26 protein-coding genes are annotated in these 25,848 nt (G+C 68.5%); 24 read left to right on the top strand and 2 right to left on the bottom strand.

Translation table 11 applies throughout. From position 1 onward, the window contains the following. Positions 1 to 98: 98 nt before the first annotated feature. Both ABE424_RS17720 and xth read left to right on the top strand, forming a co-directional pair. Entirely contained in the window at positions 99 to 1,514 is a 1,416-nt protein-coding gene (locus tag ABE424_RS17720) for a coniferyl aldehyde dehydrogenase (RefSeq protein WP_346492853.1), read from the top strand. Positions 1,515 to 1,556: 42 nt separating this feature from the next. Beyond that, positions 1,557 to 2,324: an exodeoxyribonuclease III gene (gene xth, locus ABE424_RS17715; protein ID WP_088432299.1), complete on the top strand. Its 768-nt coding sequence runs from the start codon at positions 1,557 to 1,559 to the stop codon at positions 2,322 to 2,324. A gap of 63 nt (positions 2,325 to 2,387) precedes the next feature. On the opposite strand, the gene ABE424_RS17710 is transcribed toward xth, so the two are convergent. Then, complete coding sequence (locus ABE424_RS17710) at positions 2,388 to 2,639, bottom strand: GlsB/YeaQ/YmgE family stress response membrane protein (protein ID WP_038685456.1); 252 nt, start codon at positions 2,637 to 2,639, stop codon at positions 2,388 to 2,390. A gap of 90 nt (positions 2,640 to 2,729) precedes the next feature. Between ABE424_RS17710 and ABE424_RS17705 the strand changes: the two genes are divergently transcribed. From ABE424_RS17705 to ABE424_RS17645, 13 genes are all read left to right on the top strand, one after another. Continuing rightward, entirely contained in the window at positions 2,730 to 3,329 is a 600-nt protein-coding gene (locus ABE424_RS17705; RefSeq protein WP_176987787.1) for a 4'-phosphopantetheinyl transferase superfamily protein, read from the top strand. Between the two features lie 59 nt (positions 3,330 to 3,388). Continuing rightward, the gene (rsmG, locus tag ABE424_RS17700; protein WP_346488542.1) at positions 3,389 to 4,027 is read left to right on the top strand and encodes a 16S rRNA (guanine(527)-N(7))-methyltransferase RsmG; all 639 of its coding nucleotides are present in this window, start codon (positions 3,389 to 3,391) and stop codon (positions 4,025 to 4,027) included. Between the two features lie 201 nt (positions 4,028 to 4,228). After that, the gene (locus ABE424_RS17695; protein WP_019185613.1) at positions 4,229 to 5,026 is read left to right on the top strand and encodes a ParA family protein; all 798 of its coding nucleotides are present in this window, start codon (positions 4,229 to 4,231) and stop codon (positions 5,024 to 5,026) included. Further along, on the top strand, positions 5,026 to 5,949 hold the full coding sequence (locus ABE424_RS17690) for a ParB/RepB/Spo0J family partition protein (protein ID WP_346492854.1): 924 nt from the start codon (positions 5,026 to 5,028) through the stop codon (positions 5,947 to 5,949). The genes ABE424_RS17695 and ABE424_RS17690 overlap by 1 nt, the downstream gene beginning before the upstream one ends. 35 nt (positions 5,950 to 5,984) lie before the next feature. Further along, on the top strand, positions 5,985 to 6,293 hold the full coding sequence (locus ABE424_RS17685) for a helix-hairpin-helix domain-containing protein (protein WP_176987791.1): 309 nt from the start codon (positions 5,985 to 5,987) through the stop codon (positions 6,291 to 6,293). Between the two features lie 82 nt (positions 6,294 to 6,375). Then, a complete protein-coding gene (locus tag ABE424_RS17680; protein ID WP_346492855.1) occupies positions 6,376 to 7,341 on the top strand; it encodes an SDR family NAD(P)-dependent oxidoreductase in 966 nt (321 codons plus the stop codon). Between the two features lie 87 nt (positions 7,342 to 7,428). After that, positions 7,429 to 8,151: a glycosyltransferase family 2 protein gene (locus tag ABE424_RS17675; RefSeq protein WP_346492856.1), complete on the top strand. Its 723-nt coding sequence runs from the start codon at positions 7,429 to 7,431 to the stop codon at positions 8,149 to 8,151. Continuing rightward, entirely contained in the window at positions 8,151 to 8,492 is a 342-nt protein-coding gene (locus ABE424_RS17670) for a lipid-A-disaccharide synthase N-terminal domain-containing protein (RefSeq protein WP_088432293.1), read from the top strand. The genes ABE424_RS17675 and ABE424_RS17670 overlap by 1 nt, the downstream gene beginning before the upstream one ends. Positions 8,493 to 8,610: 118 nt before the next feature. Beyond that, positions 8,611 to 10,398, top strand: coding sequence for a DUF885 family protein (locus ABE424_RS17665; RefSeq protein WP_346492857.1), 1,788 nt, complete (start codon positions 8,611 to 8,613; stop codon positions 10,396 to 10,398). A 100-nt stretch (positions 10,399 to 10,498) separates the two neighbouring features. Then, complete coding sequence (locus ABE424_RS17660; RefSeq protein ID WP_179459695.1) at positions 10,499 to 10,879, top strand: DUF2946 family protein; 381 nt, start codon at positions 10,499 to 10,501, stop codon at positions 10,877 to 10,879. A 54-nt stretch (positions 10,880 to 10,933) separates the two neighbouring features. Beyond that, positions 10,934 to 12,214, top strand: coding sequence for a TolC family protein (locus ABE424_RS17655; protein ID WP_346492858.1), 1,281 nt, complete (start codon positions 10,934 to 10,936; stop codon positions 12,212 to 12,214). Beyond that, positions 12,211 to 13,200, top strand: coding sequence for an efflux RND transporter periplasmic adaptor subunit (locus ABE424_RS17650; protein ID WP_346492859.1), 990 nt, complete (start codon positions 12,211 to 12,213; stop codon positions 13,198 to 13,200). Before ABE424_RS17655 ends, ABE424_RS17650 begins: the two co-directional genes overlap by 4 nt. A gap of 35 nt (positions 13,201 to 13,235) precedes the next feature. Next, positions 13,236 to 16,418: a CusA/CzcA family heavy metal efflux RND transporter gene (locus tag ABE424_RS17645; RefSeq protein WP_346492860.1), complete on the top strand. Its 3,183-nt coding sequence runs from the start codon at positions 13,236 to 13,238 to the stop codon at positions 16,416 to 16,418. 84 nt (positions 16,419 to 16,502) lie between these two features. On the opposite strand, the gene ABE424_RS17640 is transcribed toward ABE424_RS17645, so the two are convergent. Further along, positions 16,503 to 17,717 (bottom strand): glycosyltransferase, encoded by a 1,215-nt coding sequence (locus tag ABE424_RS17640; RefSeq protein WP_346492861.1) that lies wholly within the window; start codon positions 17,715 to 17,717, stop codon positions 16,503 to 16,505. Between the two features lie 317 nt (positions 17,718 to 18,034). Between ABE424_RS17640 and rpmB the strand changes: the two genes are divergently transcribed. The 9 genes from rpmB to ABE424_RS17595 all read left to right on the top strand — a co-directional run bounded on the left by rpmB (position 18,035) and on the right by ABE424_RS17595 (position 25,817). Then, a complete protein-coding gene (gene rpmB / locus ABE424_RS17635; RefSeq protein WP_019185625.1) occupies positions 18,035 to 18,271 on the top strand; it encodes a 50S ribosomal protein L28 in 237 nt (78 codons plus the stop codon). 10 nt (positions 18,272 to 18,281) lie between these two features. Further along, positions 18,282 to 18,449 (top strand): 50S ribosomal protein L33, encoded by a 168-nt coding sequence (gene rpmG, locus ABE424_RS17630; RefSeq protein WP_172407465.1) that lies wholly within the window; start codon positions 18,282 to 18,284, stop codon positions 18,447 to 18,449. A gap of 154 nt (positions 18,450 to 18,603) precedes the next feature. Further along, positions 18,604 to 20,022: a cardiolipin synthase gene (cls, locus tag ABE424_RS17625; protein WP_346492862.1), complete on the top strand. Its 1,419-nt coding sequence runs from the start codon at positions 18,604 to 18,606 to the stop codon at positions 20,020 to 20,022. 36 nt (positions 20,023 to 20,058) lie between these two features. Next, positions 20,059 to 21,450: an FAD/NAD(P)-binding protein gene (locus ABE424_RS17620; RefSeq protein ID WP_346492867.1), complete on the top strand. Its 1,392-nt coding sequence runs from the start codon at positions 20,059 to 20,061 to the stop codon at positions 21,448 to 21,450. 63 nt (positions 21,451 to 21,513) lie between these two features. Continuing rightward, a complete protein-coding gene (uvrD, locus tag ABE424_RS17615) occupies positions 21,514 to 23,703 on the top strand; it encodes a DNA helicase II (protein WP_346479190.1) in 2,190 nt (729 codons plus the stop codon). 15 nt (positions 23,704 to 23,718) lie between these two features. Beyond that, on the top strand, positions 23,719 to 24,045 hold the full coding sequence (locus ABE424_RS17610; RefSeq protein ID WP_346492863.1) for a low molecular weight protein tyrosine phosphatase family protein: 327 nt from the start codon (positions 23,719 to 23,721) through the stop codon (positions 24,043 to 24,045). Between the two features lie 141 nt (positions 24,046 to 24,186). After that, complete coding sequence (locus ABE424_RS17605; protein WP_346492864.1) at positions 24,187 to 24,741, top strand: hypothetical protein; 555 nt, start codon at positions 24,187 to 24,189, stop codon at positions 24,739 to 24,741. 199 nt (positions 24,742 to 24,940) lie between these two features. Then, positions 24,941 to 25,198 (top strand): hypothetical protein, encoded by a 258-nt coding sequence (locus ABE424_RS17600; protein WP_346492865.1) that lies wholly within the window; start codon positions 24,941 to 24,943, stop codon positions 25,196 to 25,198. A 49-nt stretch (positions 25,199 to 25,247) separates the two neighbouring features. Continuing rightward, positions 25,248 to 25,817: a sugar O-acetyltransferase gene (locus ABE424_RS17595; protein WP_176987807.1), complete on the top strand. Its 570-nt coding sequence runs from the start codon at positions 25,248 to 25,250 to the stop codon at positions 25,815 to 25,817. The last annotated feature ends 31 nt before the right edge of the window (positions 25,818 to 25,848 follow it).

The raw sequence follows: 25,848 nt of genomic DNA, 5'->3' as shown, positions 1-25,848 counted from the left end.
CGGCTCCCGATCAACCGGCGGGTACGCGTGCGAGGTTGCCGGCCAGCGGCCGGCACTACCGATCCCGCCATCACGCAGCCTGCCGCTATAGTCGGGCCATGAGCGATGCCCACACCGATCCCGCCGCGCTTCCCGCGATCCTGCACGCCCTGCGCACCGCCTGGCAGGCCAACCGCCCGACGCTGGACCAGCGCCGCGGTGACCTGCAGCGCCTGCGCGCGGCCCTCAAGGCCCGGCTGCCGGAGATGGCCGCCGCGATCTCGGCCGACTTCGGCCACCGCTCCACCCACGAATCGCTGATCGCCGATGGCATGACCGTGCTCGGCGACATCGATCATCTGTGCCGCCATCTGCGCGGCTGGATGCAACCGCGCCGGGTCGGTGTCGGCTGGCGGTTCTGGCCGGCACGTGCGCAGACCCGGCCGGTGCCGCTGGGCGTGGTCGGGGTGATCTCGCCGTGGAACTATCCGGTCAACCTGGCCCTGATTCCGCTGGCGACCGCGATCGCCGCCGGCAACCACGTGATCCTCAAGCCGTCCGAGCACACGCCGCGCACCAGTGCCTTCCTGCAGTCGCTGCTGGCCGAGGTATTCCCGTCGGATCGCGTGGCGGTCGTGCAGGGCGATAGAGACCTCGCCAGCGCCGTGGCCGGCTCGCCGCTGGACCACCTGGTGTTCACCGGCTCCACCACCATCGGCCGCAAGGTCATGGCGGCGGCCGCCGAGCACCTGACCCCGCTGACCCTGGAACTGGGCGGTAAATCCCCCGCCATCGTCTGCAGCGATTACCCGCTGGACAAGGCGGCCGCGCGCCTGGCCACGGGCAAGTTCTTCAATGCCGGGCAGACCTGCATCGCGCCGGACTACGTGCTGATCGACGGCCATCGCCAGCGCGAGCTGGTGCAGCAGCTGCAGACCCAGGTGCAGGCGCGCTATGGCGATTTCAGCGACGCCGCGGATTACACGCGCATCATCCACGAGGGCCAGTATCAGCGGCTGCGCGGCTATCTCGAGGAGGCCCGCGCGCGGGGCGTGCCGGTGATCGAGCTGGCGACGGTCGATCCTGAGCGTGCCCAACGCGAGCGGCTGATCGTGCCGACCATCGTGCTCGATCCGCCGGCCGATCTGGCCCTGATGCGCGAAGAGATCTTCGGTCCGATCCTGCCGGTCTGCGCGTATCCGGATCTGGACGCTGCCATCGCGGAGGTGCAGTCACGTGACCGTCCGTTGGCGCTGTACGTTTTCAGTCACGAACGCACGCAGGTGGAACGGGTGCTGGCGCAGGTCGTGGCCGGCGGCGTCACCGTCAACGACACGCTGCTGCATTTCGCGGTCAATGGGCTGCCGTTCGGCGGCGTCGGCCCGAGTGGCATGGGCGCGTACCACGCGCGTGCCGGCTTCGATGCGATGAGCAAGCAGCTGCCGATCCTGTGGCAGTCGCGCTGGGCCGCCAGCGATCTGCTCAAACCGCCGTATTCGAAGATCGCCGGGATGTTGAAGATGATGGTGCGCTAGGGGCCGCCGACGAAGGCGCGCCCCACAGGTAGAATGGCGCACATGAAAATCGCCTCCTGGAACGTCAACTCGCTCAATGTGCGCCTGCCGCACCTGGAACAATGGCTCACGGCGTTCGCGCCGGACGTGGTCGGCATCCAGGAAACCAAGATGGAGGACCACAAGTTCCCCGACGCGGTGCTGGCCGGCCTGGGCTACCGCAGCGTGTTCGCCGGGCAGAAGACCTACAACGGTGTCGCGCTGCTCTCGCGCGAACCGGCGCAGGACGTGCAGATCGGCATTCCCGGCTTCGAGGATGAGCAGAAGCGCGCCATCGCCGGGACCGTCAACGGCGTGCGCATCATCAATCTGTACGTGGTCAACGGCCAGGACGTGGGCACCGACAAGTACGCCTACAAGCTGCGCTGGCTCGAGGCCGTGCACGCCTGGGTCGAGGCCGAGCTGGCCAGGTACCCGGAGCTGGTGGTGATGGGCGACTTCAACATCGCGCCCGATGCCCGCGACGTGCACGACCCGCTGGTCTGGAACGAGAACCACATCCTGACCTCCACCGCCGAGCGCGGCGCCCTGAACAAGCTGCTGCAGCTGGGCCTGCACGATGCCTTCCGCCTGCACAGCGAGGAAGAGGGCGTGTTCAGCTGGTGGGACTACCGGGCGGCCGGCTTCCGCCGCAACCTGGGCCTGCGCATCGACCTGACCCTGGTCTCCGACGCGCTCAAGGCGCGCGCGCTGGCCTCCGGCATCGACCGCGAACCGCGTACCTGGGAACGCCCCAGCGACCACGCCCCGGCGTGGGTGCAGCTGGGTTGACCGCGGAAACAACAAGGCCCGGCAGTGCCGGGCCTTGTTGATCGAACGAACTGCGTGAGCGCGTCAGCGGACGCTTCGACGCGTAAACAGGTTCACGATCGCGAGCAGGATGACGGCACCGATCAGCGAGAACAGGAACGTACGGATGGTGATTGCTTCATTGATGCCACCGCCGAACAGCCAACCGGCCAGCAGTGCGCCGATGATGCCGACCACGATGTTGAGGATGATGCCTTGCTGCGCGTCCCGCTTCATGATGATGCTGGCAAGCCAGCCCACGATGCCGCCGACGATCAACCAGATGATGATGCCCATAGCGTTGACTCCCTCTGTGCGGTTGCAACCTGTGCAGTTGACGGCACACCCCGTGAAGTCGTCGTGCAGCCGCGATGGCGGGGGCGTGGCATGAGCCTGCCGGCCACCCTCGACGGCCCCTGGCGCTTCGGCCCGGTCACGGTCTGGCGCCTGCCGCACGTGGCGGGCACCCGTGGGGAGCCACAGGCCAGGGTGCTGCTGGCCGGGCAGCTGGGTGGCGAACCGGAGGATCTGCCGCTGCAGCGCGACCCGCGTGGCCGGCCGGAGCTGCATGGCCCGCTGGCGCATGTGGGCACCGGCTGGAGCCACAGCCACGGGCTGCTGCTGGTCGCGATGGGCGAGGGGGTCCGGCTCGGGGTGGACCTGGAGCCGCTGCGCCCGCGCCCGCGGATGCTGGAAATCGTCCAGCGCTTCTTCCACCCGGCCGAGATCGCCTGGCTGGAGTCGCTGGACGAGACCGCCCGCAACCACTGGTTCTTCCGCGTGTGGTGCGCCAAGGAAGCGCTGCTCAAGGCGCAGGGGCAGGGCATTTCGTTCGGCCTGCACCGGCTGCAGCTCGCGCCGGGCATCGATGGTGGCCTGCACCTGGCCTGGTGCGACCCCGAACTCGGGCCTGCCGAGCGCTGGCACCTGCATGAGTGGCAGGCGGCCGATGATTTCCGGGCCGCGCTGGCCTTCCACGCTCTGTAATGGATGCCCGTCGTCCCCGGGCGCCGCTGCCGCTGCAGGCAAGATGCGATAATCACGGCATGACTGATCACACACTTCCGTCCGGCGTGGCCGACGCGCTGGAGCGCGGGCTGTCGGCGATGGGCCTGGAGGCCGCGCTGGCACCGCCGCTGCTGACCTACCTGACCCTGCTGGACCGCTGGAACCGTACCTACAACCTGACCGCGATCCGCGACCCGCTGGAGATGGTCACCCGCCATCTGCTCGACTCGCTGGCGATGCAGCCCTACCTGGAGACCGGCACCCTGGCCGACCTGGGGACCGGCCCCGGGCTGCCGGGCATTCCGCTGGCGATCGCGCGCCCGCAGCTGCAGGTGACCCTGGTCGAGAGCAACGGCAAGAAGGCCCGTTTCATGCGTGAGGCCGTGCGCCAGCTGGGCCTGGGCAATGCCCGCGTGGCCGAGTCGCGCGCCGAGGCGCTGGCCGAACCGGCCGCGTATGACCACCTGACCGCGCGCGCGATGGACACCCTGGCCGGGATCATCCGGGTCGGTGGGCATCTGCTGCGCCCCGGTGGCCGCCTGCTGGCGATGAAAGGCGTGTACCCGCACGACGAGATCGCGCAGCTGCCGGCCGGCTGGTCGGTCGAGAAGGTGGTGCCGCTGAGCGTCCCCGGGTTGACCGGTGAGCGCCATCTGGTGGTGGTCACCGGCCCGTGAGCCGGTGACTTCACTGCCCGCATCGCCCGTCCCACGGTCGTCCTGCCCCTCTCCCGGCCTGGCCCCGTGCCGCGTCGTCGGCGTGCCCGTGGGCGCGGCTGCGGCATTGCGGCGCGTGCCTGCCGCGCATCTCACAGTGCATGACACGCCCCATATACGCATAATGACCAGTCCCACTCCCTGCCGATGAGGCTCACCCGCATGGCCCGCATCATCGCCATCGCCAACCAGAAAGGTGGCGTCGGCAAGACCACGACCGCCGTCAATCTGGCCGCCTCCCTGGCTGCTGCACCCAAGCGCGTGCTTCTTGTCGACCTCGATTCCCAAGGCAATGCGACCATGGGCAGCGGCGTGGACAAGCGCGAAGTCGCCGCGTCCACCTGTGATCTGCTGCTGGGCGAAAGCACCGCGGCCGAGGTCCGGGTCAAGACGCCGGAAGGCTTCGACCTGCTCCCGGGCAACATCGACCTGACCGCCGCCGAGATCCAGCTGATGGACCAGAGCGAGCGCGAGCAGCGCCTCAAGCGCGCGCTGGCCCCGATCCGCGACGAATACGACTACATCCTGATCGACTGCCCGCCCGCGCTGTCGCTGCTGACGCTCAACGCGCTGGCCGCCGCCGACTCGGTGATCGTGCCGATGCAGTGCGAGTACTACGCGCTGGAAGGCCTGAGCGCGCTGGTGGAAACCATCGAAGCGCTGCGCGCCAACCTCAATCCCGCGCTGGAGATCGAGGGCGTGCTGCGCACCATGTTCGATGTGCGCAACAACCTGGCCAACGCCGTGTCGGCCGAGCTGACCGAGCACTTCGGCGAGCAGGTGTTCCGCACCATCGTGCCGCGCAACGTGCGCCTGGCCGAGGCGCCCAGCCATGGCCAGAGCATCGTCGGCTACGACCGTGCCTCGCGCGGTGGCGTTGCCTATCTCGGCCTCGCCGGCGAGATCATCCGTCGCAACAACCAACGCAAGAAGGCCGACAAGGCCATGGAGACCGCCTGATGAGCACCAAGCCTGCCCTTGGCAAGAAACGCGGCCTCGGCCGTGGCCTCGACGCGCTGTTGGGGCCCAAGGGGGCGGTGACACAGGTGCAGGCAGCGGCGGTGGTCGAGCCGCAGCCGGGTGAAATCCTGCGCAAGCTGCCGGTCGGCCACCTGCAGCCGGGCAAGTACCAGCCGCGCCGCGACATGGACGAGATCAAGCTCGGCGAGCTGGCCGAGTCGATCAAGTCGCAGGGCGTGATCCAGCCGATCCTGGTCCGCCAGCTTGGCGCGGACCGCTTCGAGATCGTGGCCGGCGAACGCCGCTGGCGCGCCTCGCAGCTGGCCGGCCTGGATGAAGTGCCGGTGGTGGTGCGCGAACTGGAAGACCGCACCGTCATCGCGATGGCGCTGATCGAGAACATCCAGCGCGAAGACCTCAACCCGCTCGAAGAAGCCGAAGCACTGCAGCGGCTGATCACCGAATTCGCGCTGACCCACGCCGAGGCCGCGCAGGCTGTCGGCCGCTCGCGTGCGGCGGTTTCCAACCTGCTGCGCCTGCTCGAGCTGCCGGTCGCGATCCGCCTGCTGCTGGAAACCCGCCGGCTGGAAATGGGCCATGCCCGCGCGCTGCTGACGCTGGCGCCGGAACTGGCCAGCAAGCTGGCCCAGGAAGCGGCCGACCAGGGCTGGTCGGTGCGCGAAGTCGAGCACCGCGCGCAGCAGTTCGCCGCCGGCAAGGTGCCGGGCGCGCTGCGCAAGAAACCCGCTGCCGCGGCGCCGCAGGCCGACATCGCCTCGCTGGAAACCGAACTGTCCGAGTCGCTGGGCGCCCGCGTGGCGATCAACCACGGCCGTGGCGGCAAGGGCAAGCTGATCATCCATTACACCGACCTGGACACGCTGGATGGCGTGCTCGACCGACTTCGCGCACAGAAGGGCTGAGTCCCCCGCAGGCGTCAGAGGATCCCCCCCAAGCAATGAACCCCACCAAGGTCGACCGCAACCATCTGTTGCGTCTGACCGACCTGCCGAATGTCGGGCCGGCCTGTGAGAAAGATCTCCGTCTGATCGGCATTCGCGTGCCAGCGCACCTGCGCGGCCGCGATGCCTATGACATGTACGCACAGCTGTGTCTGCGCACCGGCGTGATGCACGACCCCTGCGTGATCGATGTGTTCCTGTCGGTGGTGCGTTTCATGCAGGGCGAGGCACCGCGGCCGTGGTGGGATTTCAGCAAGGAACGCAAGGCCACCCTGGCCAAGGAAGCGCCGCTGAGCCTGTGGTGAAGCGGCGCCGGGACGCGCGGATCGCCACGCGCGCGCCCCGGCATCACTGTATTGATACGTGGCGGTATGACGGACGGACCCCATGACGATTCTCGTGACCGGTGCAGCCGGTTTCATCGGCGCCAATACCTGCAAGGCCCTGCTCGCGCGCGGTGAGCGCGTCGTCGGCCTGGACAACTACAACGACTACTACGATCCGCAGATCAAGCGCGATCGCGTGGCCGCGCTGTGCCCGCAGGCTGACATCCGCGTGCTCGACCTGACCGACCGCGAGGGCCTGGCCGCGCTGTTCGACGAGGTCCAGCCGACCCGGGTCATCCACCTGGCCGCGCAGGCCGGCGTGCGTTACTCGCTGGAAAACCCGCAGGCCTACGTCGACAGCAACCTGACCGGCTTCGTCAACATGCTGGAGCTGTGCCGCCATCGCGGCGTCGCCCATCTGGTGTATGCCTCGAGCAGCTCGGTGTACGGCGATTCCGCCACCCCGCCGTTCTCCGAAGACCAGCGCATCGACAAGCCGCGCTCGCTGTACGCCGCGACCAAGGCCGCCAACGAGCTGATGGCCTACACCTACGCCCAGCTGTTCGGCCTGCATGCGACCGGCCTGCGCTTCTTCACCGTGTACGGCCCGTGGGGCCGCCCCGACATGGCACCGCTGCTGTTCTCGCGCGCGGTGCTGGCCGGCCGCCCGATCGATGTCTTCAACGACGGAAAAATGCAGCGCGACTTCACACATGTCTCCGACATCGTGGACGGTATCCTCGGCGCGCTGGCGCATCCGTCCAGCGAGGTCGTTCCGCACCGCGTCTTCAATCTCGGCAATCACACGCCGATCGAGCTGGAGCACTTCATCGGTGTCATCGAGGCCGCGGCCGGACGCCCGGCGCAGAAGGTCTACAAGCCGATGCAGCCGGGCGACATGGTCCGCACCATGGCCGATACCACGCGGGCGCATGACGCGTTCGGCTATGAGCCGGCCATGCCGATCGAGCGCGGCCTGCCGCCGGTGGTGGCCTGGTGCCGCGATTATTTCGGTGCTCACGCCTGACACACACGCACCCATTCATCTTCGGATAACCTCGGGTGCGGAAAATGCGCGCTCTTTTTCGATCCTGGCCATTCGCAGAGTCCGACCATGAGCCAACCCCAGTTGTCGGTCGTCGTCCCGGTCTTCAATGAACGCGACAACGTCACGCCCCTGATCAACGAGATCACCACCGCGCTGCGCGGACGGATCGAGTTCGAAATCGTCTATGTCGACGATCATTCGCGCGACGACACCCTGGCGGTGCTGCACTCCCTGAAGGCCACCACGGCGGAACTGCGGGTGCTGCACCATGTCACCCAGAGCGGGCAGAGCACCGCGGTGCGCAACGGCGTCAAGCACGCCCGCGCGCCGTGGATCGCGACCCTGGACGGTGACGGCCAGAACGATCCGGCCGACATCCCCGGGCTGCTTGCCGCGCGCGCTGCGGCCGCCAGCGAGGTGAAGCTGTTCGCCGGCTGGCGCGTGCACCGCCAGGATTCGGGCAGCAAGCGCTGGGCGAGCAAGTGGGCCAACGCGATCCGCGCGCGCATGCTGCGCGACGACACGCCCGATACCGGCTGCGGCATCAAACTGTTCGAGCGTGCCGCGTTCCTGGACCTGCCGTATTTCGACCACATGCACCGCTACCTGCCGGCGCTGATGCAGCGTGCCGGCTGGAAGACCCTCAGCGTGCCGGTCAATCACCGCCATCGCACCGCGGGCGTATCCAAGTACAACAACCTCGGCCGCGCCCTGGTCGGCATCCGCGACCTGCGCGGGGTCGCCTGGCTGATCACGCGCAGCAAGCGCACCGCCGTGGAAGAACGCTGATGGAACTGCACTGGCTCGACCAGCCGCTGACCTGGCTGTACTGGACCGGCCTGCACGTCACCGGCTGGAAGCTGATCGGCTACACCGGCGCACTGATGTTCGGCGGCCGCTGGCTGGTCCAGTTCGTTGCCTCGCGCCGCGCCGGCAAGCCGGTGATCCCGCGCCTGTTCTGGTACATGAGCGTGGTCGGCAGCCTGATGACGCTGAGCTACTTCCTGTTCTCGGCCAAGCAGGACTCGGTGGGCGTGCTGCAGAACCTGTTCCCGGCGTTCACCGCGCTGTACAGCCTGAAGCTCGATATCGCGCACCGCGGATGGAAGCGGGACAAGGCCGCGCACTAGGGTGGATCCACGCCATGCGTGGATGCTTGCCGTGTCGGGGGCAGGACCTTTGATCCATGCAGCGCCCGGCCGCTTGGTGCCATCATCGGGGTTTGTCGTCCCTCGGGAACCCCTGACCGTGAAATCACCGCTCGTTGCTGCGCTGCTGCTCGCCCTGGCCCTTCCTGCCGGCGCTGCCCTGGCCGCGCCTCCGGCTGCCCCGGCCGTCGCCCCGGCCAGCCTGGCCACTGAAGGTCCCGCCGATGCGCAGTTCCGCGCCATCTACGAGAAGGAATGGGCCTGGCGCGAGGCCGGTGGTGGTGAAGCCAGTGAGGATGGCGACGGCCCGGCCAACGCCACCCGCATGCCGGATGTCGGCGCGGCCGCGCAGCAGGCACGCCTGAAGGTCTGGGACGACGTGCTGGCCCAGCTGGACAAGGTCGACACCCAGGCGCTCTCGGCCGAAAACCGGATCAACTACGCGATCTACCGCGACCAGGTGTTCAACCTGGCCGCCGATGTGCGCCTGCGCGGCTATGAGATGCCGTTCAATGCCGATTCCTCGTTCTGGTCCAACCTGTCCTTCATGGCGCGGCGCGAGATGAAGACCGCGCAGGACTACCGCAACTACCTCGCGCGCCTGAACGATGTGCCGCGCTATTTCGACCAGCAGACCGAGAACATGCGCGCCGGCCTCAAGCGCGGTTTCAGCGTCCCGCGTGCGGTGCTCGATGGGCGCGAGGTGTCCATCGCCACCGTGTCCGAACTGAAGGACCCGACCCAGTCGCCGCTGTACGCACCGTTCAAGAAGCTGCCGGCCGGCATCCCCGCCGCCGAGCAGGCGCAGCTGCAGGAGCAGGCCCGCCAGGCCATCGGCGGCAGCGTGGTGCCGGCCTTCGCCAAGCTGCGCACCTTCTTCGTCAGCGAGTACGTGCCGCAGGCGCGCACCACCCTGGCCGCCGAGGCGATGCCGGGCGGCAAGGCGTACTACAAGCAGCAGATCCACGAGTACACCACGCTGGACCTGACCCCGCAGCAGATCCACGAGATCGGCCTGAAGGAAGTCGCGCGCATCCAGGCCGAGATGGACGGCATCATCAAGCAGGTCGAGTTCAAGGGCAGCTTCGCCGAATTCCTGACCTTCCTGCGCACCGATCCGCAGTTCTATGCCAAGACCCCGGACGAGCTGCTGCACCGCGCCGCCTGGATTTCCAAGCGTGTGGACGGCGTGATCGGCAAGTACATGACGCTGCCGCGCGCGCGCTTCACCATCGTGCCGGTGCCGCCGGACATCGCCCCGTTCTGGACCGCGGGCCGCGGTGGCATGGGCACCTACTGGCTCAATACCTACAACCTGCCGGCGCGGCCGCTGTACAACCTGCCGGCGCTGACCCTGCACGAGTCCGATCCGGGCCATGCGCTGCAGGGCGCGCTCGCGGCAGAGCAGGGCGAGCAGCCCGCGTTCCGTCGCAACAACTACATCTCCGCGTACGGCGAAGGCTGGGGCCTTTACTGCGAGAAGCTCGGCGTGGAGATGGGCATCTACGAAACCCCGTACGAGGATTTCGGTCGCCTGACCTACGAGATGTGGCGCGCCGCGCGCCTGGTGATCGATACGGGGGTGCACCACAAGGGCTGGACCCGCGAGCAGGCGCTGTCCTACCTGCGCGACCACACCGCGCTGAGCGAGCATGAAGTGACCACCGAAGTGGACCGCTACATCTCCTGGCCGGGCCAGGCGCTGAGCTACAAGCTCGGCGAGATCGCGATCGTGCGCCTGCGCACGCAGGCCGAGCAGGAGCTGGGCGACCGTTTCGACGTCAAGGCCTTCCACGACGCCGTGCTGAGCCAGGGTTCGGTGCCGCTGCCGGTGCTGGAGGAACAGATCCAGGCCTTCATCGCCCAGCGCAAGGCCGCGGCCAGCTGATCCGCGTGGGGGCCGGTCATCGTGCCGGCCCCCGCCAACGTGAACCACCGGAACGCGCTGCGATTGTGTAACGGCTTCGCACCCGGCTACCCTGCGGGCCATGTTCCGTCGTGCCCGCCCGCGTCCGTCCCTGCTGCTCCGCCTGCTGATGCTGGTGGTGGTCGGTGTGGGCGTGTTCGGCAGTTCGCTGGCCTCGGCCCTGGCCGACATTCACCTGACCGTTCATGCGGACAGCAGCGAGCTGCATGGCAGCCTGGATGACACGGCGTCCACCGCGCCAGGCGATGACGATGGCAATGACGACTGGCTGCATGCCCTGGTGCATTGCGGCCACTGCCATGGCCACGGCGGCGTGCTGCCGATGGCCGCGATGGCCTGGAGCCTGGCCGCCGCCCCCAGCCACGGTGTCCCTGCCGGGCTGATCGCGCAGCTGCGCTCACAGCCGCCCGAGAACCTGCTGCGTCCCCCGATAGCGATCTGATGCCCTGCGGCCGCGCGCCGCCGTTTGCCATCTGATCGTTTTCTGGAGACTCCCATGTGGATGCGTCTGGCAGCCTTGGCTGCCATTGCGTTCGTGCCGTGCGTGTACGCACAGGGCACGACACCCGCCGTACCGTTGACCCTCGACGCCGCCATCGCGCGCGTTGCCCAGTACCACCCCGACCTGCGCCTGGCCGATGCCCAGCGTCCGGTGTGGGAAGCCCGCCGTGACGCCGCCGGGCTCCCGCCCCCGCTGACCCTGGGCGTGGAGCTGGAGAACGCGCTCGGCACCGGCGACAGCCGCGGCTTTGATGCAGCTGAAGCCACCGTCACCCTGGCCGGCGTGCTGGAACGTGGCGGCAAGCTGGATGCCCGCCGCGCCGTGGCCCAGGCCAACCTGGACAGCCTGGCCCCGCAGCGCGAAACCGCGCGGCTGGACCTGATGGCCGAGGTCGCACGCCGCTATCTGGCGGTGACCGACGCGCGCCAGCAACTGCGCATCGCCGAGACCGATATCGAACAGCGCAGGCGCGCGGTCGCCGCCGCACGGCTGCGCCTGCAGGCCGGTGCCTCGCCGGAATCGGTGCTGATGACCGCCCAGGCGATGCTGGCCCAGGCCGAACTGGACCGCGATCGCGCCAAGCAGATGGACCAGTCCGCGCGTGCGGCGCTGTCGGCATTGTGGCGCCAGCGCGATCCTGGCTTCGATGTCGTGAGTGGCGACCCGATGCAACTGCCCGCGCTGCAGGACTTCGCGGTGCTCGCCGACGCACTGCAGCGCACCCCGGAACTGGCCGTGCTGGCCGGCGAACGTCGCATCCGCGAGGCGCAGGTGCAGCTGGCCCGCACCCAGGCGCGGCCCGATGTCAGTTGGCAGGTCGGCGTGCGCAACAGCCGGGATACCCGCGATACCTCGTTGGTCGCGGGTTTCAGCCTGCCCTTGGGCAGCGTGCGCCGTGCCGGGCCGGAGATCCGCGCGGCGGAAGCCGAACTGGCGCTCAACAGCGTGGAGCGCGATGCGCGCGCACTGCAGTTGTACGCCACGCTCGCCGAAGCGCATGGCCGCTACCTGACCTCGCGGCTGGACGTCACCCGCATGGGGCGCGATGTGCTGCCCCAGCTGCAGCGTGCCGAGAACGCTGCCGAGAAGGCCTGGCGCGCCGGTGCGATCAGTTACATGGAATGGGCCCAGCTGCAGGCGATGCGGATCGACGCACGCCAGCGCCAGCTGGAAGCGGCCATCGCCGCACAGACCGCCCTGATCGAAATCCAGCGCCTGACCGGCCAGAGCATGGTCGCCGCTACCGACACCGTGTCCACGGAGGACCGCCGATGACCCGTTCCCAGACCCGTACCGCGCTGGCCGGCAGCCTCTTGATCGCGCTGATGGCGCTCACCGGCTGCGGCGGCACTGAACCCGCTGCGGCACCGGCCAAGCCGGCCGGGACCGATGCCGGCCATGGTGAGGCCGGGCACGACGATGATCATGACGATCACGACGCCCCGGAAAGCACCACCATCGCCGCGGCCATGGCCGACCAGGCCGGCATCCGCGTCGCACCGGTCGTGGCCGGCACCATCGCCGACGAACACGACGTGCAGGGCCTGTTGACCCCGGTCGATGGCCGCGTCGCCCAGGTGATGGCGCGCTTCCCCGGCCCGATCCGCTCGCTGCGCGCCAACGTCGGCGACCGCGTGCGCGCCGGCCAGGTGCTGGCCAGCATCGAGAGCAATCTCAGCCTCACCACGTACACGGTCAGCGCACCCATCGGTGGCGTGGTGCTCGCGCGCCAGGCCCAGGTCGGCGGCGTCGCCGGTGAGGGTACGCCGCTGTTCGAGATCGGCGATCTCTCCACCTTGTGGGTGGACCTGCATATCTTCGGCAACGACACCCAGCACATCACCGCCGGCGTGCCGGTCACCGTGTCGCGGATGACCGACGGCGTCAGCCAGGCCACCACGCTGGAACGTGTGCTGCCCGGCACCGCCACCGCCAGCCAGAGCACGGTCGCCCGCGCGACGCTGCGCAACGACGATGGTCAGTGGCGGCCCGGTGCCGCGGTCAAGGCGCGGATCGTCGTGGCCACCACACCGGCTGCGCAGGTGGTGCCGCTGAGCGCGCTGCAGACGATGGACGGCAAGGACGTGGTATTCGTGCGCCAGGGCGATACCTATGCCGCGCGTGCGGTGACGCTGGGTGCGCGCGACGCGGGCAAGGTCGAAGTGCTCGGTGGCCTGACCCTCGGCGAAGCGGTCGTGGTCGAGCAGAGCTACGTGGTCAAGGCCGATATCGGCAAGGCAGGGGCATCGCATGAACATTGACGTGCTGCCGTGCCCCGCAGACGGAGGGCGCCCCCATGCTTGAGCGCATCATCCGCGCCGCCATCGCCCATCGCTGGTTGATGATGGCCCTGACGTTGGTGCTGATCGTCATCGGCAGCTGGAGCTTCACCCGGCTGCCGATCGACGCCACCCCGGACATCACCAACGTCCAGGTGCAGATCAACACCGCCGCCCCCGGCTATTCGCCGCTGGAGACCGAGCAACGCATCACCTACCCGGTGGAAACGGTGATGGCTGGCCTGCCAGCCATGGAGCAGGCGCGTTCGCTGTCGCGCTACGGGCTCTCGCAGGTGACCGTGGTGTTCAAGGACGGCACCGACATCTACTTCGCGCGCCAACAGGTCGCCGAACGCCTGCAGCAGGTCAAGTCGCAGATTCCGGACGGCCTCGATCCACAGCTGGGACCGATCTCCACCGGCCTCGGCGAAATCTTCATGTACACCATCGACGCCGATCCCAAGGCACGCAAGGCCGATGGCACGGCGTACACCGCCACCGACCTGCGCACCCTGCAGGACTGGGTGATCCGGCCGCAGCTGCGCAACGTGCCCGGCGTGACCGAGGTCAACACCATCGGTGGCTTCCAGCGGCAGGTGCACATCACCCCCGACCCGGCCCGGCTGCGCGCGCTGGGCTTCACGCTGGAAGACGTCGCGCAGGCGGTGGAGACCAACAACCAGAACGTCGGCGCCGGTTACATCGAACGCAACGGCCAGCAGTTCCTGGTGCGCATTCCCGGCCAGGTCGCCAACCTGGAGGAGATCGGCAACATCGTGCTGGCCCGCCGCGAAGGCGTGCCGATCCACGTGCACGACGTCGCCCAAGTACAGGACGGACCGGAACTGCGCAGCGGCGCGGCCACCCAGAACGGCCATGAAGTGGTGATGGGCACCGTGGTGATGCTGATCGGGGCCAACAGCCGAGACGTCGCCCAGGCCGCGGCGGCGCGCCTGCAGCAGGCGCAGGCCAGCCTGCCCGAGGGCGTCACCGTCACCGCCAGCTACGACCGCACCGCGCTGGTGGACCGCACCATCGAGACGGTCGCAAAGAACCTGATCGAAGGCGCCTTGCTGGTGATCGTGGTGCTGTTCCTGCTGCTCGGCAATTTCCGTGCGGCGCTGATCACCGCGGCGGTGATTCCGCTGGCGATGCTGTTCACGCTGACCGGCATGGCCCGCGGCGGTGTGTCGGCCAACCTGATGAGCCTGGGTGCGCTGGACTTCGGCCTGATCGTCGACGGGGCGGTGATCATCATCGAGAACTGCCTGCGCCGCTTCGGCGAACGCCAGCATGTGCTCGGCCGCGACATGACCCGCGAAGAACGCTTCGCCGAAACCGCCAGCGCGACGGCCGAAGTGATCCGCCCCAGCCTGTTCGGGCTGGGCATCATCACCGCGGTGTACCTGCCGATCTTCGCGCTCACCGGGGTGGAAGGAAAAATGTTCCACCCGATGGCGATCACGGTGGTGCTGGCCCTGACCGGTGCGATGGTGCTGGCGCTGACCTTCGTTCCCGCCGCGATCGCACTGTTCCTCGGGGGGCGTGTGCAGGAGCAGGAGAACCGCCTGATGGCGTGGGTGCGCCGGCGCTACGAGCCGATGCTCGCGTTCGCCCTGCGTCGCGGCCGCTGGATGGTCGGCGGTGCGCTGGTGCTGGTGATCGGCTGCGGTCTGCTGGCCACGCGGCTGGGCAGCGAGTTCGTGCCAAACCTGGACGAAGGCGATGTCGCCATGCACGCGATGCGTATCCCCGGGACCAGCCTGACCCAGTCGATCGAGATGCAGAAGCAGATCGAGAACCGGCTGGTGCAGTTCGCCGAGGTGGACAAGGTGTTCTCCAAGATCGGTACGCCCGAGGTTGCCTCCGATCCGATGCCGCCCTCGGTGGCCGATACCTTCATCATGATGAAACCGCGCAAGGCCTGGCCGGATCCCCGCAAATCGCGTGCGGCCCTTCTCGGCGAGCTGGAGGAAGCGGTCGAGCAGCTGCCCGGCAACAACTACGAGTTCACCCAGCCGATCCAGATGCGCACCAACGAGCTGATCTCCGGCGTGCGTGCCGACGTGGCGGTGATGTTGTTCGGCGATGACCTGGACACGCTGCTGTCGGTCGGCAAACGCATCGCGGCGGTGGCCGGCACCGTGCCGGGCGCGGCAGACGTACGGGTGGAGGAAACCAGCGGGCTGCCGCTGCTGACCGTCACCCCGAATCGCACCGCGTTGGCCGGCTATGGGCTGAATCCAGGGCAGGTGCAGTCGACCGTGGCCACGGCGGTGGGCGGGCAGGTGGCAGGGCAGTTGTTCGAAGGCGACCGCCGCTTCGACATCGTGGTGCGCCTGCCTGAAGCGCTGCGCCAGGACCCGGCCGCACTGGCGGACCTGCCGGTGTCGCTGGAGCCCGCGCGTGCGGATGCGGCCGATGAATCCAGCAGAGCGGGCAGCTGGACCAGCGGCAGTGCACGCACGGTGCCGTTGCGTGAGCTGGCAACCTTGAGCAACAGCGAAGGGCCGAACCAGATCAACCGCGAGAACGGCAAGCGCCGGATCGTGGTCACCGCCAACGTGCGCGATCGCGATCTCGGCGGGTTCGTCGGTGACCTGCAGCAGGCGATCGGACGGGATGTGCAGGTGCCCAACGGCTACTGGATCGAGTACGGCGGCAGCTTCGAGCAGCTGATCTCGGCCAGCCAGCGCCTGTCGGTCGTGGTACCGGTGACATTGGCGATCATCTTCGCGCTGCTGTTCTGGGCGTTCGGCTCGGTCAAGGATGCGGCCATCGTGTTCAGCGGCGTGCCGCTGGCGCTGACCGGCGGCGTGCTCGCCCTGGCGCTGCGTGGTATTCCGCTGTCGATCTCGGCCGGCGTCGGCTTCATCGCGCTGTCCGGCGTGGCCGTTCTCAACGGGCTGGTGATGATCAGTTTCGTCCGCAGCCTGCGCGAGCACGGCATGCCGCTGCCGGAGGCGGTACGCGGCGGTGCGCTGGGCCGCCTGCGCCCGGTGCTGATGACCGCGCTGGTGGCCTCGCTCGGCTTCGTGCCGATGGCCTTCAACGTGGGCGCCGGCTCGGAAGTGCAGCGGCCGCTGGCGACCGTGGTGATCGGTGGCATCGTCTCGTCCACGCTGCTGACCCTGCTGGTGCTGCCGGTGCTGTACCGGTGGCTGCATCGGAAGGACGACGCGGCACGGGCTGGTGGGTAATCCTTGATCGTCGGGTAGCACCCGACCGTTGGTCGGGTGATTCTTCAGGCGGCGCAAGAAAGTCCGTGTGCGCCGTGGTCGCTGCTATCGAGGTGACAGCCATGCCTCGATGGCAGCGACGCCGGTGCTGACGCCGTTCTCGGCGGCCATCGCGTGACCCAGCGCGGCTGCGCGGTCGCGGGTATCGGCACGTTCTGCAAACGCGATTGCCCGCCCCAGTGTCCCGGCGTCCAACCGCTTCGGCGACAGCGCCGCCGGTGCCACGCCCACCTGCTGCAGCCGGTCCGCCCAGAAGAACTGGTCCGCAGCGAACGGCATGACCAGCGACGGCACCCCGGCCCGGCAGGCCGAATGCGTGGTGCCGCTGCCACCGTGGTGGATGACCAGCGCGCAGCGCGGGAACAGTGCTTCATGTGGGGTCGGCCCGAGCACGAACACGTTGGGCGGGAGCGGGGTGCTGGGCAGCCCGGCCCAGCCCGGGAACAGCAGGACCCGCCGCGGCGCCAATGCCGCCAGCAGCGCGGGCAGCACGTGGTCGCGATCAAAGCCGGTCATGCTGCCGAACCCGAGGTAGACCGGCGCGGGGCCAGCGTCCAGGAAGGCCTGCAGATCCGGCGGCGGCTGCCAGCCACGTTCGGGCGCGCGCCACTGACCGCAGATCCGGTGATTGGACGGCCAGTCCGGCGGAGGCGGCAGCAGACTCGGCGAGATGCCGTACAGCATCGGCAGATCCCGCCAGGGGGAGGCGCGCCCCGGCATGCCCAATGCCCGTCGCGCGGCGTTGATCGGACGGCGGAAGGTCCGCCACACCGCCTGGTTGACCAACGTATAGCTGAGGCGATTGAGCGCGCCGGGCAGGCGCAGCCGTGGCAGGAACGGGGAGGGGAAGCCGGCGGTCGGGGTCAGCGGGATCATCCCCGTGCCGATTACCGGCAGCCCATGGTGTTCGGCCACGGCCAGGCCCACGAAGGCGGCCAGCCCGCCGGTCAGCACCGCATCGCACCCGGCGGCTGCTGCATCGGCCTGGCGCATCCAGCCGGGCACGTGCCGTTGCGCCATTCGCGCCAGGCCCTGCGAGGCGGCGAGCCGGGCGTTGCCGCGCGAGACCAGCGCCACCACCTCGTCATGGATATCGCCCTCCAGCGCGGCATGCGGGACGCCCAGCTGGCGCGCCGTCTCCAGCGTGCCGCGCTCGGCCAGCAACAGCACCTCATGGCCTGCGCCTATCAGCCCATGGCAGAGCATCACCAGCGGGCGGGTGTCGCCTTCGGTGCCGTAGGTCAGGGCGAGCAGCTTCATGAAAGGCCGCAGGCGAAGGAGAGCAAAGGCGCTGGGGTCATCGTCACGTCCGGGTTGCAGGCCCGGGCAGCCTAGCGGAGGGGCTGTCACGGAACCGGGATGGCGCGCCTGGGCCAGCCCAGCTTGCCGCAGGCCCCCGGAGCGGGCATAATGCGCGGCTCGCTGTGTCCAAAAACCTTTGGATCGGTGGCCGGGAACACGTCATCCGGCCCGCCCTCGACAGCGTAACCCTTTGATTCTCATGACGTGTGGCGGGAAACCGCCGAGGCCGCCGTCGCCCGGGCTATGGGCTGACAACTACTTTATCGAGGTGCGCAATGTCCCGCGTATGCCAAGTTTCCGGCAAGCGAGTGCAGACGGGTAACAACGTCTCGCACGCCAACAACAAGACCCGTCGTCGTTTCCTGCCCAACCTGCACGAGCGCCGCTTCTGGGTTGCCAGCGAAAACCGCTGGGTCAAGCTTCGTGTTTCCGCGCATGCCCTGCGCACCATCGACAAGAACGGTATCGACTCCGTTCTGGCTGAGCTGCGTTCGCGCGGCGAAAAGGTCTGAGGAGTAAACGATCATGGCAGGCAAGCGCGATAAGATCCGTCTGATTTCGACGGCCAACACTGGCCACTTCTACACGACGGACAAGAACAAGAAGAACACCCCCGGGAAGATGGAATTCCTGAAGTACGATCCGGTCGTGCGCAAGCACGTCCTGTACAAGGAAGGCAAGATCAAGTAATCCGCAAGGATTCTTGAGCTTCCCGAAAAAACCCGCCCCCCGTGGCGGGTTTTTTCATGGGCCGGCGATACGTGGAGCCGGCCAGCGGCCGGCACTACCGGTTGCATGCAGCGGCCCATGGCAGAATGCGGTTCCCCTCCCGACGGGCGACGCGATGCTGTTCGAGTGGCTGCTGGGTTCGTGGCTGTTGATGCTGGATTGGCTGATCCGGCTGGCCGCGCTGTTCTGGATTCCCAGCCGCACCACGCCCGGTGCCGCACGCAGCTGGTTGCTGCTGGTCGGCTTCGTGCCGCTGCTCGGGCTGCCGCTGTATCTGCTGTTCGGCCATCCGTGGCTGTCGCGCCAGCGCGTGCAGCGCCAGGCCGAAGCGTCCCAGGTGATCCGCGAGGAGCAGGCCCTGCAGCCACCGCTGCGCTGGACGCCCCCGCCGGACACGGCCACCGCCGAAATCGTGCCGCTGATCGAGCGCCAGGGCGACTTCATGCCCATCCATGGCAACGCGGTGGACCTGCTCACCGATTACGACGCCTCGCTGCAGGCATTGATCGAGGACATCGACCAGGCGCGCGAGCGCGTGCACCTGCTCTACTACCTGATGTTCGACGATGCGGTCGGCGAGGCCATCGTGCAGGCCCTGCAGCGGGCCGCGGCGCGTGGGGTGCACTGCAGGTTGCTGCTCGATGCGGTCGGCGCCAAGCGCGGGCTGCGCCACTATCGGCGCCGCCTGCAGGCGCTGGGCGTGGACGTGCGCGCGATGCTGCCCGGCGGCCTGCGCTGGCGCCGCAGCGGCCGCATGGACCTGCGCAACCACCGCAAGATCGCGGTGATCGACAACCGCGTCGGCTACATCGGCTCGCAGAACCTGGCGGGGCCGCAGTTCGTCGCCGGCTACCCCAACAAGGAGCTGGTGGCGCGCGTGCGCGGGCCGGTGGTGGCGCATCTGGAAGCGGTGTTCGCCAGCGACTGGTACATGGAAACCGGGCAGCGCCTGGACGTACTCACGGCGGTGCCGGTGTGCTCGGCCGACGTGCCGACCCAGCTGCTGCCCAGTGGCCCGGCGTATCCCTTCAGCAATGCGCGCGATGCGGTCAACGCGCTGATCCATCTGGCGCGGCGGCGCATCGTGCTGGTCACGCCGTATTTCGTGCCGGATGAGGCGACCCTGAGTGCGCTGCGCATCGCGGCGCTGTCCGGCGTGCAGGTGCAGCTGATCCTCTCGGCCAGCACCAACCAGCGGCTGACCTCGTGGGCACAGGAGGCGTACTACGATGAACTGCTGCGCAGCGGCGTACGGATCGCGCTGTACGCGCCACACTTCCTGCATGCCAAGCACCTGACCGTCGATGAGGACATCGCCCTGGTCGGCTCGATCAATCTCGACATCCGCTCGTTCGCGCTCAATGCCGAGATCGGCATGCTCTGCTATGACGCTGGCATGGTGCGCCAGCTGGCGCAGATCGAAGCCGACTATCTCGAACACGCGCACCCACTGGACCTGGCGACGTGGCGCCAGCGACCGGCATGGAAGCGCAGCCGCGAAGGGATCGCGCGGCTGGCCGATGCGTTGATGTAGTGCGCTGTGACGCACGTGGACGGCCGATCCACGCGCATCGCCTACAATCCGGGCATGACTGCGTCCGATACCCACCGCCAGTGTGATCTGGCCATCGTCGGCGGCGGCGCTGCCGGCGTCCTCGTCGCGCTGCACGCCCTGCGCCATGCAACCCGGCCGTCACGCATCGTGCTGTTCGAGCCGGCCTCGGTCCTGGCCGAAGGCATCGCCTACGCCACGCCGTGGCCGGAGCACCTGCTGAATGTGCCGGCCGGCAAGATGAGCGCGCTGCCGGATCAGCCCGCGGATTTCCTCGATTACCTGCTCGACAGCGATGCGGTTCCCGACGTGCCGCGCACGGTGCTCGCGGACCAGTTCGTGCCGCGCCGCCACTATGCCGCCTACCTGCGCGCCCGGCTGGAGCAGGCGCGCGCGCACAGCGCGGCGGCGCTGGAGGTGGTGGAACAGCCGGTGTTCGCGCTGCAGCCCGATGCACACGGCGTGCAGCTGCGGCTGGACGACGACATGACCTGGAACGCGCGGCGGGTGGTGTTGGCCTGCGGCAACAGCATGCGCCCGCTGCCGGTTGCCGGTGCCGATGCCCTGCCGCCCGCGCAGGTGGTGGAAGCCTGGGACTACGACGGCGTACGCGTGCTGGCCGGCGATGACGATCTGGCCATCATCGGCTCCGGCCTGAGCATGGCCGACAGCGTGGTCGCGCTGGCCGCCGCCGGGCACCGTGGGCGCATCTTCGTCCTGTCGCGCCACGCGCTGCTGCCGTTGCCACACGCCCACGGCGCGGCGGTCAGCTTCGATCCGCAGCCGCTGTTGGCGATGCCGCTGCGCCAGCGCGTGCGCGAACTGCGCGGGCAGGCCCGCGCGGCGGTCGCCCAGGGCATCCCGTGGCAGAGCGTGATGGACCGCATCCGGCCGATGGGCCAGGCGCTGTGGTTGAGCCTGGGCGAGGGGGACCAGCGCCGCTTCCTGCGCCACGTGGTGCGCTATTGGGACGTGCACCGCCACCGCATCGGCGAATCGGTGCATGCCCAGGTCGCCGAGCTGGAGCGCAGCGGCCAGCTGCAGCGCCACCGCGCTCGGCTGGACACGGTGCTGGTGCAGGAAACCGGGCTGCAGCTGCACGGGCGCAGCCCGGGCAGCGGGCTCCCACCGCTGACCGTGGCGGCGGTGATCAACGCCACCGGCGTGGAGACCCGCGCGCTGTCCATGCGCAATCCGCTGATCCGGCAGCTGCTGGCCGACGGCCATGCGCGCCCGGGTCCGCATGGCCTCGGCCTGGATACGACCGTGGAAGAGGGCGGCCTGATCGATGGACATGGCCAGCCGCAGCCGGCGATCCGGGTGGTCGGCAGCCTGCGCATCGGCACCCTGTGGGAGAGCCTGGCGATCCCGGAGCTGCGCGGACAGGCCGAACTGGCCGCGCGCGGCTGAACCCGTTCGATCCGGGCGCCGGGTAACGGCCCGGAGCGACCCGCCCGAGGGTAAAATGGGGACATGGATGTTTCCCACTTGCTCGACGGGTTGAACCCCGCCCAGCGCGAAGCTGTGTCCGCCCCGCCCGGCCACCATCTGGTGCTTGCCGGTGCCGGTTCCGGCAAGACCCGCGTGCTTATCCACCGCATCGCCTGGCTCAATGAAGTCTGCGGCGTGCCGACCCATGGCATTTTTGCGGTGACCTTCACCAACAAGGCCGCCGGCGAGATGCGTCATCGCATCGACCTGCAGCTGCCGCAGGGCAGCCGTGGCGCCTGGATCGGCACCTTCCACGGCCTGGCCCACCGCCTGCTGCGCCTGCACTACCAGGACGCCAAGCTGCCCGACAGCTTCCAGGTGCTGGATTCGGACGACCAGCTGCGGCTGGTCAAGCGCGTGGTCCAGCAGTTGGAGATCGACGACGGCAAGTTCCCGCCGAAGCAGATCGCCTGGTGGATCAACGAGCAGAAGGACGAGGGCCGTCGCCCGCAGCATATCCAGCCCGAGCCGCATGACGCGTGGCTGGAAACCATGCGCCAGGCGTATATCGCCTACCAGGAGCGCTGCGATCGCGCCGGCCTGGTCGATTTCGCCGAACTGCTGCTGCGCGCGCATGAACTGCTGCGCGACAACCCGGCGCTGCTGGCCCACTACCGGTCGCGCTTCCGCGAAATCCTGGTGGACGAGTTCCAGGACACCAACGCCATCCAGTACGCCTTCGTGCGCGTACTGGCCGGCGATACCGGCCATGTGTTCGTGGTCGGTGATGACGACCAGGCCATCTATGGCTGGCGCGGCGCCAAGGTCGAGAACGTCCAGCGCTTCCTCAAGGATTTCCCGGGCGCGCAGACCGTGCGCCTGGAGCAGAACTACCGCTCCACCGCCAACATCCTCGGCGCGGCCAACGCGGTGATCGCGCACAACCCGGACCGCATCGGCAAGGAGTTGTGGACCGACAGCGGCGACGGTGACCCGATCGATCTGTACGCGGCCTACAACGAGATGGACGAGGCGCGTTACGTGGTCGAGCGCGCGCGCCAGTGGGTGCGCGATGGCGGCAGCTACGGCGACGTCGCCGTGCTCTACCGCAGCAACGCGCAGTCGCGTGCCTTCGAAGAAGCGCTGCTCTCCGAGCAGGTGCCGTACCGCGTGTACGGCGGCATGCGCTTCTTCGAGCGTGCCGAAATCAAGGATGCGCTGGCGTACCTGCGGTTGATGACCAACCGCAACGATGACGCGGCATTCGAGCGCGCGGTCAACACGCCGACGCGTGGCATCGGCGACCGCACCCTGGATGAAGTGCGCCGCTTGGCGCGTTCCCACGCGATCTCGCTGTGGGAAGCCACCATGCTGACCACCCAGGGCAATACGCTCGCCGCGCGCGCACGCAACGCATTGGCCGGCTTCCTGGTGCTGGTCAACCAGCTCCAGGCCGAAGCCGACGAGATGACGCTGGCCGAACGCATCGACCACGTGCTGGTGCGCTCGGGCCTGCGCGAGCATTGGTCCAAGGAAAGCCGCAACGCGCTGGATTCGGAATCGCGCGCGGACAACCTGGACGAACTGGTCTCGGTGGCCTCGCGCTTCGTCCGTCGCGAAGACGATGTCGAAGAAACCCAGGACATGAGCGAGCTGGTCGCGTTCCTCGCCTACGCCTCGCTGGAGGCCGGCGAAGGCCAGGCCCAGGCCGGCGAAGAGGGCGTACAGCTGATGACGCTGCACGCCGCCAAGGGCCTGGAGTTCCCGCTGGTGTTCCTGGCCGGCATGGAAGACGGCCTGTTCCCGAGTGCACGTTCGCTGGAAGAAAGTGGCCGACTGGAAGAAGAGCGTCGCCTGGCCTACGTGGGCATCACCCGCGCGCGCCAGAAGCTGGTGCTCTGCTATGCCGAATCGCGCCGCATCCACGGCCAGGACAACTACAACGTGCCCTCGCGCTTCCTGCGCGAAATCCCGCGTGAGCTGGTGAACGAAGTGCGCCCGAAGGTGCAGGTCTCGCGCGGTACCTCGCTCGGCGCCAACCGGGTGATGGGCCATGCGGCGCTGGAAGCACCGCCGCTCAAGCTGGGCGCGATGGTCAACCATCCCAAGTTCGGCGAAGGCATGGTCACCGACTACGAAGGCAGCGGCCAGCACGCCCGCGTGCAGGTCGAATTCATCGAGGCCGGCAGCAAGTGGCTGGTGATGGCGTACGCCAATCTGACGGTGCTCTGAGCAGGTGTGTCACGGATGACGCGCCACGTGCTCTTCATCTGCAGCCAGAACCGCCTGCGCAGCCCCACCGCTGAGCAGGTGTTTGCGGATTGGCCGGGCATCGAGACCGCTTCTGCGGGTCTCAAGCCCGATGCCGATGTACCTGTCAGTCCAGAACTGCTGCAGTGGGCCGATCTGATCGTCGTGATGGAGCGCGCTCACCGCAGACGGTTGGCCAGCCGCTTCCAGCGCTGGCTCGGTGGCAAGCGCATCGTGTGCCTGGATATTCCGGACGATTACGCGTTCATGGCACCTGCGCTGGTTGCGTTGCTGCAGGCCAAGGTGCCACCGCTGCTGCGGTGAGCCGAGGCAGGCGCCCGGCGGATGCGCCGACGTCTGCGGTAGTGCCGGCCGCTGGCCGGCTGCGCTTTACCGTGGCGGTGTCGGGAGCCGGCCAGCGGCCGGCACTACAATGGCGTCACCCTCTTCGAACAGGCCCCCGCCATGACCGATTCGCCGCTGCACCTCACCGTCAAATTGAACGCCAGGCTCCAGTCCGAGCATCGCCATGAGCTGTTCGAAGACCCGCTCGATGCGCTGCTGGGCAGTGCCGAGCTGGGTGAGATCACCGGCGGTGGCACCGCGCTGAGCGAAGAAGGCGAAGTGGATTACGGCGATATCGAGATCGCGTTGAACGATCCGGCCTCGCTGCCCGGCGTGATCGAGCTGCTGGAGCAGCTGGGCGCGCCGAAGGGTTCGCTGATCCAGCGCGAAGGCGCTCCCGATCAGCCGTTCGGCGTTACCGAAGGCCTGGCCTTGTATCTCAACGGCACCGATCTGCCGGACGAAGTCTACGAGCAGTGCGATTCGAACTATGTGTTCGAGCAGATCGTCGAGCGCATCGACGGCCACGGCGAGATCTGCAGCTGGTGGCAGGGCCCGACCGAGACCGCGCTGTATCTGTATGGCGCCTCGTTCGACACGATGCACGCGCGCATCGCCGATCTGCTGGCGAGCTACCCGCTGTGCCAGGGCGCACGCGTGGTGCGTACCGCCTGATCAGCCGTCCGGCGCGTGGCTTGCCGCTGCAGCATGGGCAGCGCATGCCTGCGCTATCCGCGTTGCGGTGGGCCAGGGCGCCTCGCTTCATCCCCGATCGCCCCCGACTCATCCCGGATTTCACGCAGTTCGTCGCGTGCCGCTTGTCGCTCCCCGGGCCGGCGCCCAGAGTCTGCCCCTGTCCGCTGGGAGCGCACTCGTGAACAAGGGAATTCCGTATCTGCTTGCTGCACTGGTCCTGCTGACATGGTCGGCAGGCTGGGCCGAGCCGGTGCTGGCCCTGTTCCAGCACGCCCAGACCTGCCTGGCCGGCGGTGGCGACTTCGACCTGCTGCGCCTGCGCTGCCAGCCGCCGCCCAGCGTGGTGTACGTCGGCCGGCCGACGCTGTGGTTCTGGCTGGGTGGCATCGTCTTCGCGGTGGTCGCATTGCTGGGCACGCGCTACAAGGCGCGCTGACAGGCGGGCGGCCAACCGGCATCATCAGCCTCTGTCCGAAGGAGGCCATATGGGTCCGAGCGAAAAGGAAAAGATGCTGTCCGGGAAGCCGTATCGCCCGGGCGACCCGGAGCTGCAGGCCGACATGGCCGCGGCCAAGGTCTGGATGGTCCGCTACAACGCGGCACTGGCCGAGAGCCCGGCCGCGCGCCGCGCGCTGCTGCGCGAGCAGCTCGGTGCGGTCGGCGAAGGTGCGGTGATCCGGCCGCCGTTCCATTGCGACTACGGCTACAACATCCGCCTGGGCCAGGGCGTGTTCCTCAACTACAACTGCGTGATCCTGGACGTGGCCGAGGTCAGCATCGGCGATGGCACCCAGATCGGTCCCGCGGTGCAGCTCTACGCCGCCGACCACCCGCGCGATCCGCAGGCGCGTGCCGAGGGCCTGGAGTCGGCCAGGCCGGTGCGGATCGGCCGCAACGTCTGGATCGGCGGCGGGGCGATCGTACTGCCCGGCGTCAGCATCGGCGACGATGCGGTGGTCGGTGCCGGCAGCGTGGTCACCCGCGATGTAGCGGCCGGCGCGACCGTGGTCGGCAACCCCGCGCGGGAGGTACCGGCACGGCCGCACGGCGATTGATCCAGCTCAAGGCGTCGCGTCCACATCGGGT

Origin of the sequence: Stenotrophomonas sp. TWI1149 (assembly GCF_039673155.1) — a bacterium.
GTDB classification, from domain to species: domain Bacteria; phylum Pseudomonadota; class Gammaproteobacteria; order Xanthomonadales; family Xanthomonadaceae; genus Stenotrophomonas; species Stenotrophomonas maltophilia_AA.
Note: the sequence above shows the minus strand (reverse complement) of the source record. Positions and strands in the feature narration are given on the sequence as shown.

Coding starts and splice junctions, on each gene's coding strand:
- ABE424_RS17720 (WP_346492853.1), top strand. CDS start 99: ATGAGCGATGCCCACACCGATCCCGCCGCGCTTCCCGCGATCCTGCAC.
- xth (WP_088432299.1), top strand. CDS start 1,557: ATGAAAATCGCCTCCTGGAACGTCAACTCGCTCAATGTGCGCCTGCCG.
- ABE424_RS17710 (WP_038685456.1), bottom strand. CDS start 2,639: ATGGGCATCATCATCTGGTTGATCGTCGGCGGCATCGTGGGCTGGCTT.
- ABE424_RS17705 (WP_176987787.1), top strand. CDS start 2,730: ATGAGCCTGCCGGCCACCCTCGACGGCCCCTGGCGCTTCGGCCCGGTC.
- rsmG (WP_346488542.1), top strand. CDS start 3,389: ATGACTGATCACACACTTCCGTCCGGCGTGGCCGACGCGCTGGAGCGC.
- ABE424_RS17695 (WP_019185613.1), top strand. CDS start 4,229: ATGGCCCGCATCATCGCCATCGCCAACCAGAAAGGTGGCGTCGGCAAG.
- ABE424_RS17690 (WP_346492854.1), top strand. CDS start 5,026: ATGAGCACCAAGCCTGCCCTTGGCAAGAAACGCGGCCTCGGCCGTGGC.
- ABE424_RS17685 (WP_176987791.1), top strand. CDS start 5,985: ATGAACCCCACCAAGGTCGACCGCAACCATCTGTTGCGTCTGACCGAC.
- ABE424_RS17680 (WP_346492855.1), top strand. CDS start 6,376: ATGACGATTCTCGTGACCGGTGCAGCCGGTTTCATCGGCGCCAATACC.
- ABE424_RS17675 (WP_346492856.1), top strand. CDS start 7,429: ATGAGCCAACCCCAGTTGTCGGTCGTCGTCCCGGTCTTCAATGAACGC.
- ABE424_RS17670 (WP_088432293.1), top strand. CDS start 8,151: ATGGAACTGCACTGGCTCGACCAGCCGCTGACCTGGCTGTACTGGACC.
- ABE424_RS17660 (WP_179459695.1), top strand. CDS start 10,499: ATGTTCCGTCGTGCCCGCCCGCGTCCGTCCCTGCTGCTCCGCCTGCTG.
- ABE424_RS17655 (WP_346492858.1), top strand. CDS start 10,934: ATGTGGATGCGTCTGGCAGCCTTGGCTGCCATTGCGTTCGTGCCGTGC.
- ABE424_RS17650 (WP_346492859.1), top strand. CDS start 12,211: ATGACCCGTTCCCAGACCCGTACCGCGCTGGCCGGCAGCCTCTTGATC.
- ABE424_RS17645 (WP_346492860.1), top strand. CDS start 13,236: ATGCTTGAGCGCATCATCCGCGCCGCCATCGCCCATCGCTGGTTGATG.
- ABE424_RS17640 (WP_346492861.1), bottom strand. CDS start 17,717: ATGAAGCTGCTCGCCCTGACCTACGGCACCGAAGGCGACACCCGCCCG.
- rpmB (WP_019185625.1), top strand. CDS start 18,035: ATGTCCCGCGTATGCCAAGTTTCCGGCAAGCGAGTGCAGACGGGTAAC.
- cls (WP_346492862.1), top strand. CDS start 18,604: ATGCTGTTCGAGTGGCTGCTGGGTTCGTGGCTGTTGATGCTGGATTGG.
- uvrD (WP_346479190.1), top strand. CDS start 21,514: ATGGATGTTTCCCACTTGCTCGACGGGTTGAACCCCGCCCAGCGCGAA.
- ABE424_RS17610 (WP_346492863.1), top strand. CDS start 23,719: ATGACGCGCCACGTGCTCTTCATCTGCAGCCAGAACCGCCTGCGCAGC.
- ABE424_RS17605 (WP_346492864.1), top strand. CDS start 24,187: ATGACCGATTCGCCGCTGCACCTCACCGTCAAATTGAACGCCAGGCTC.
- ABE424_RS17595 (WP_176987807.1), top strand. CDS start 25,248: ATGGGTCCGAGCGAAAAGGAAAAGATGCTGTCCGGGAAGCCGTATCGC.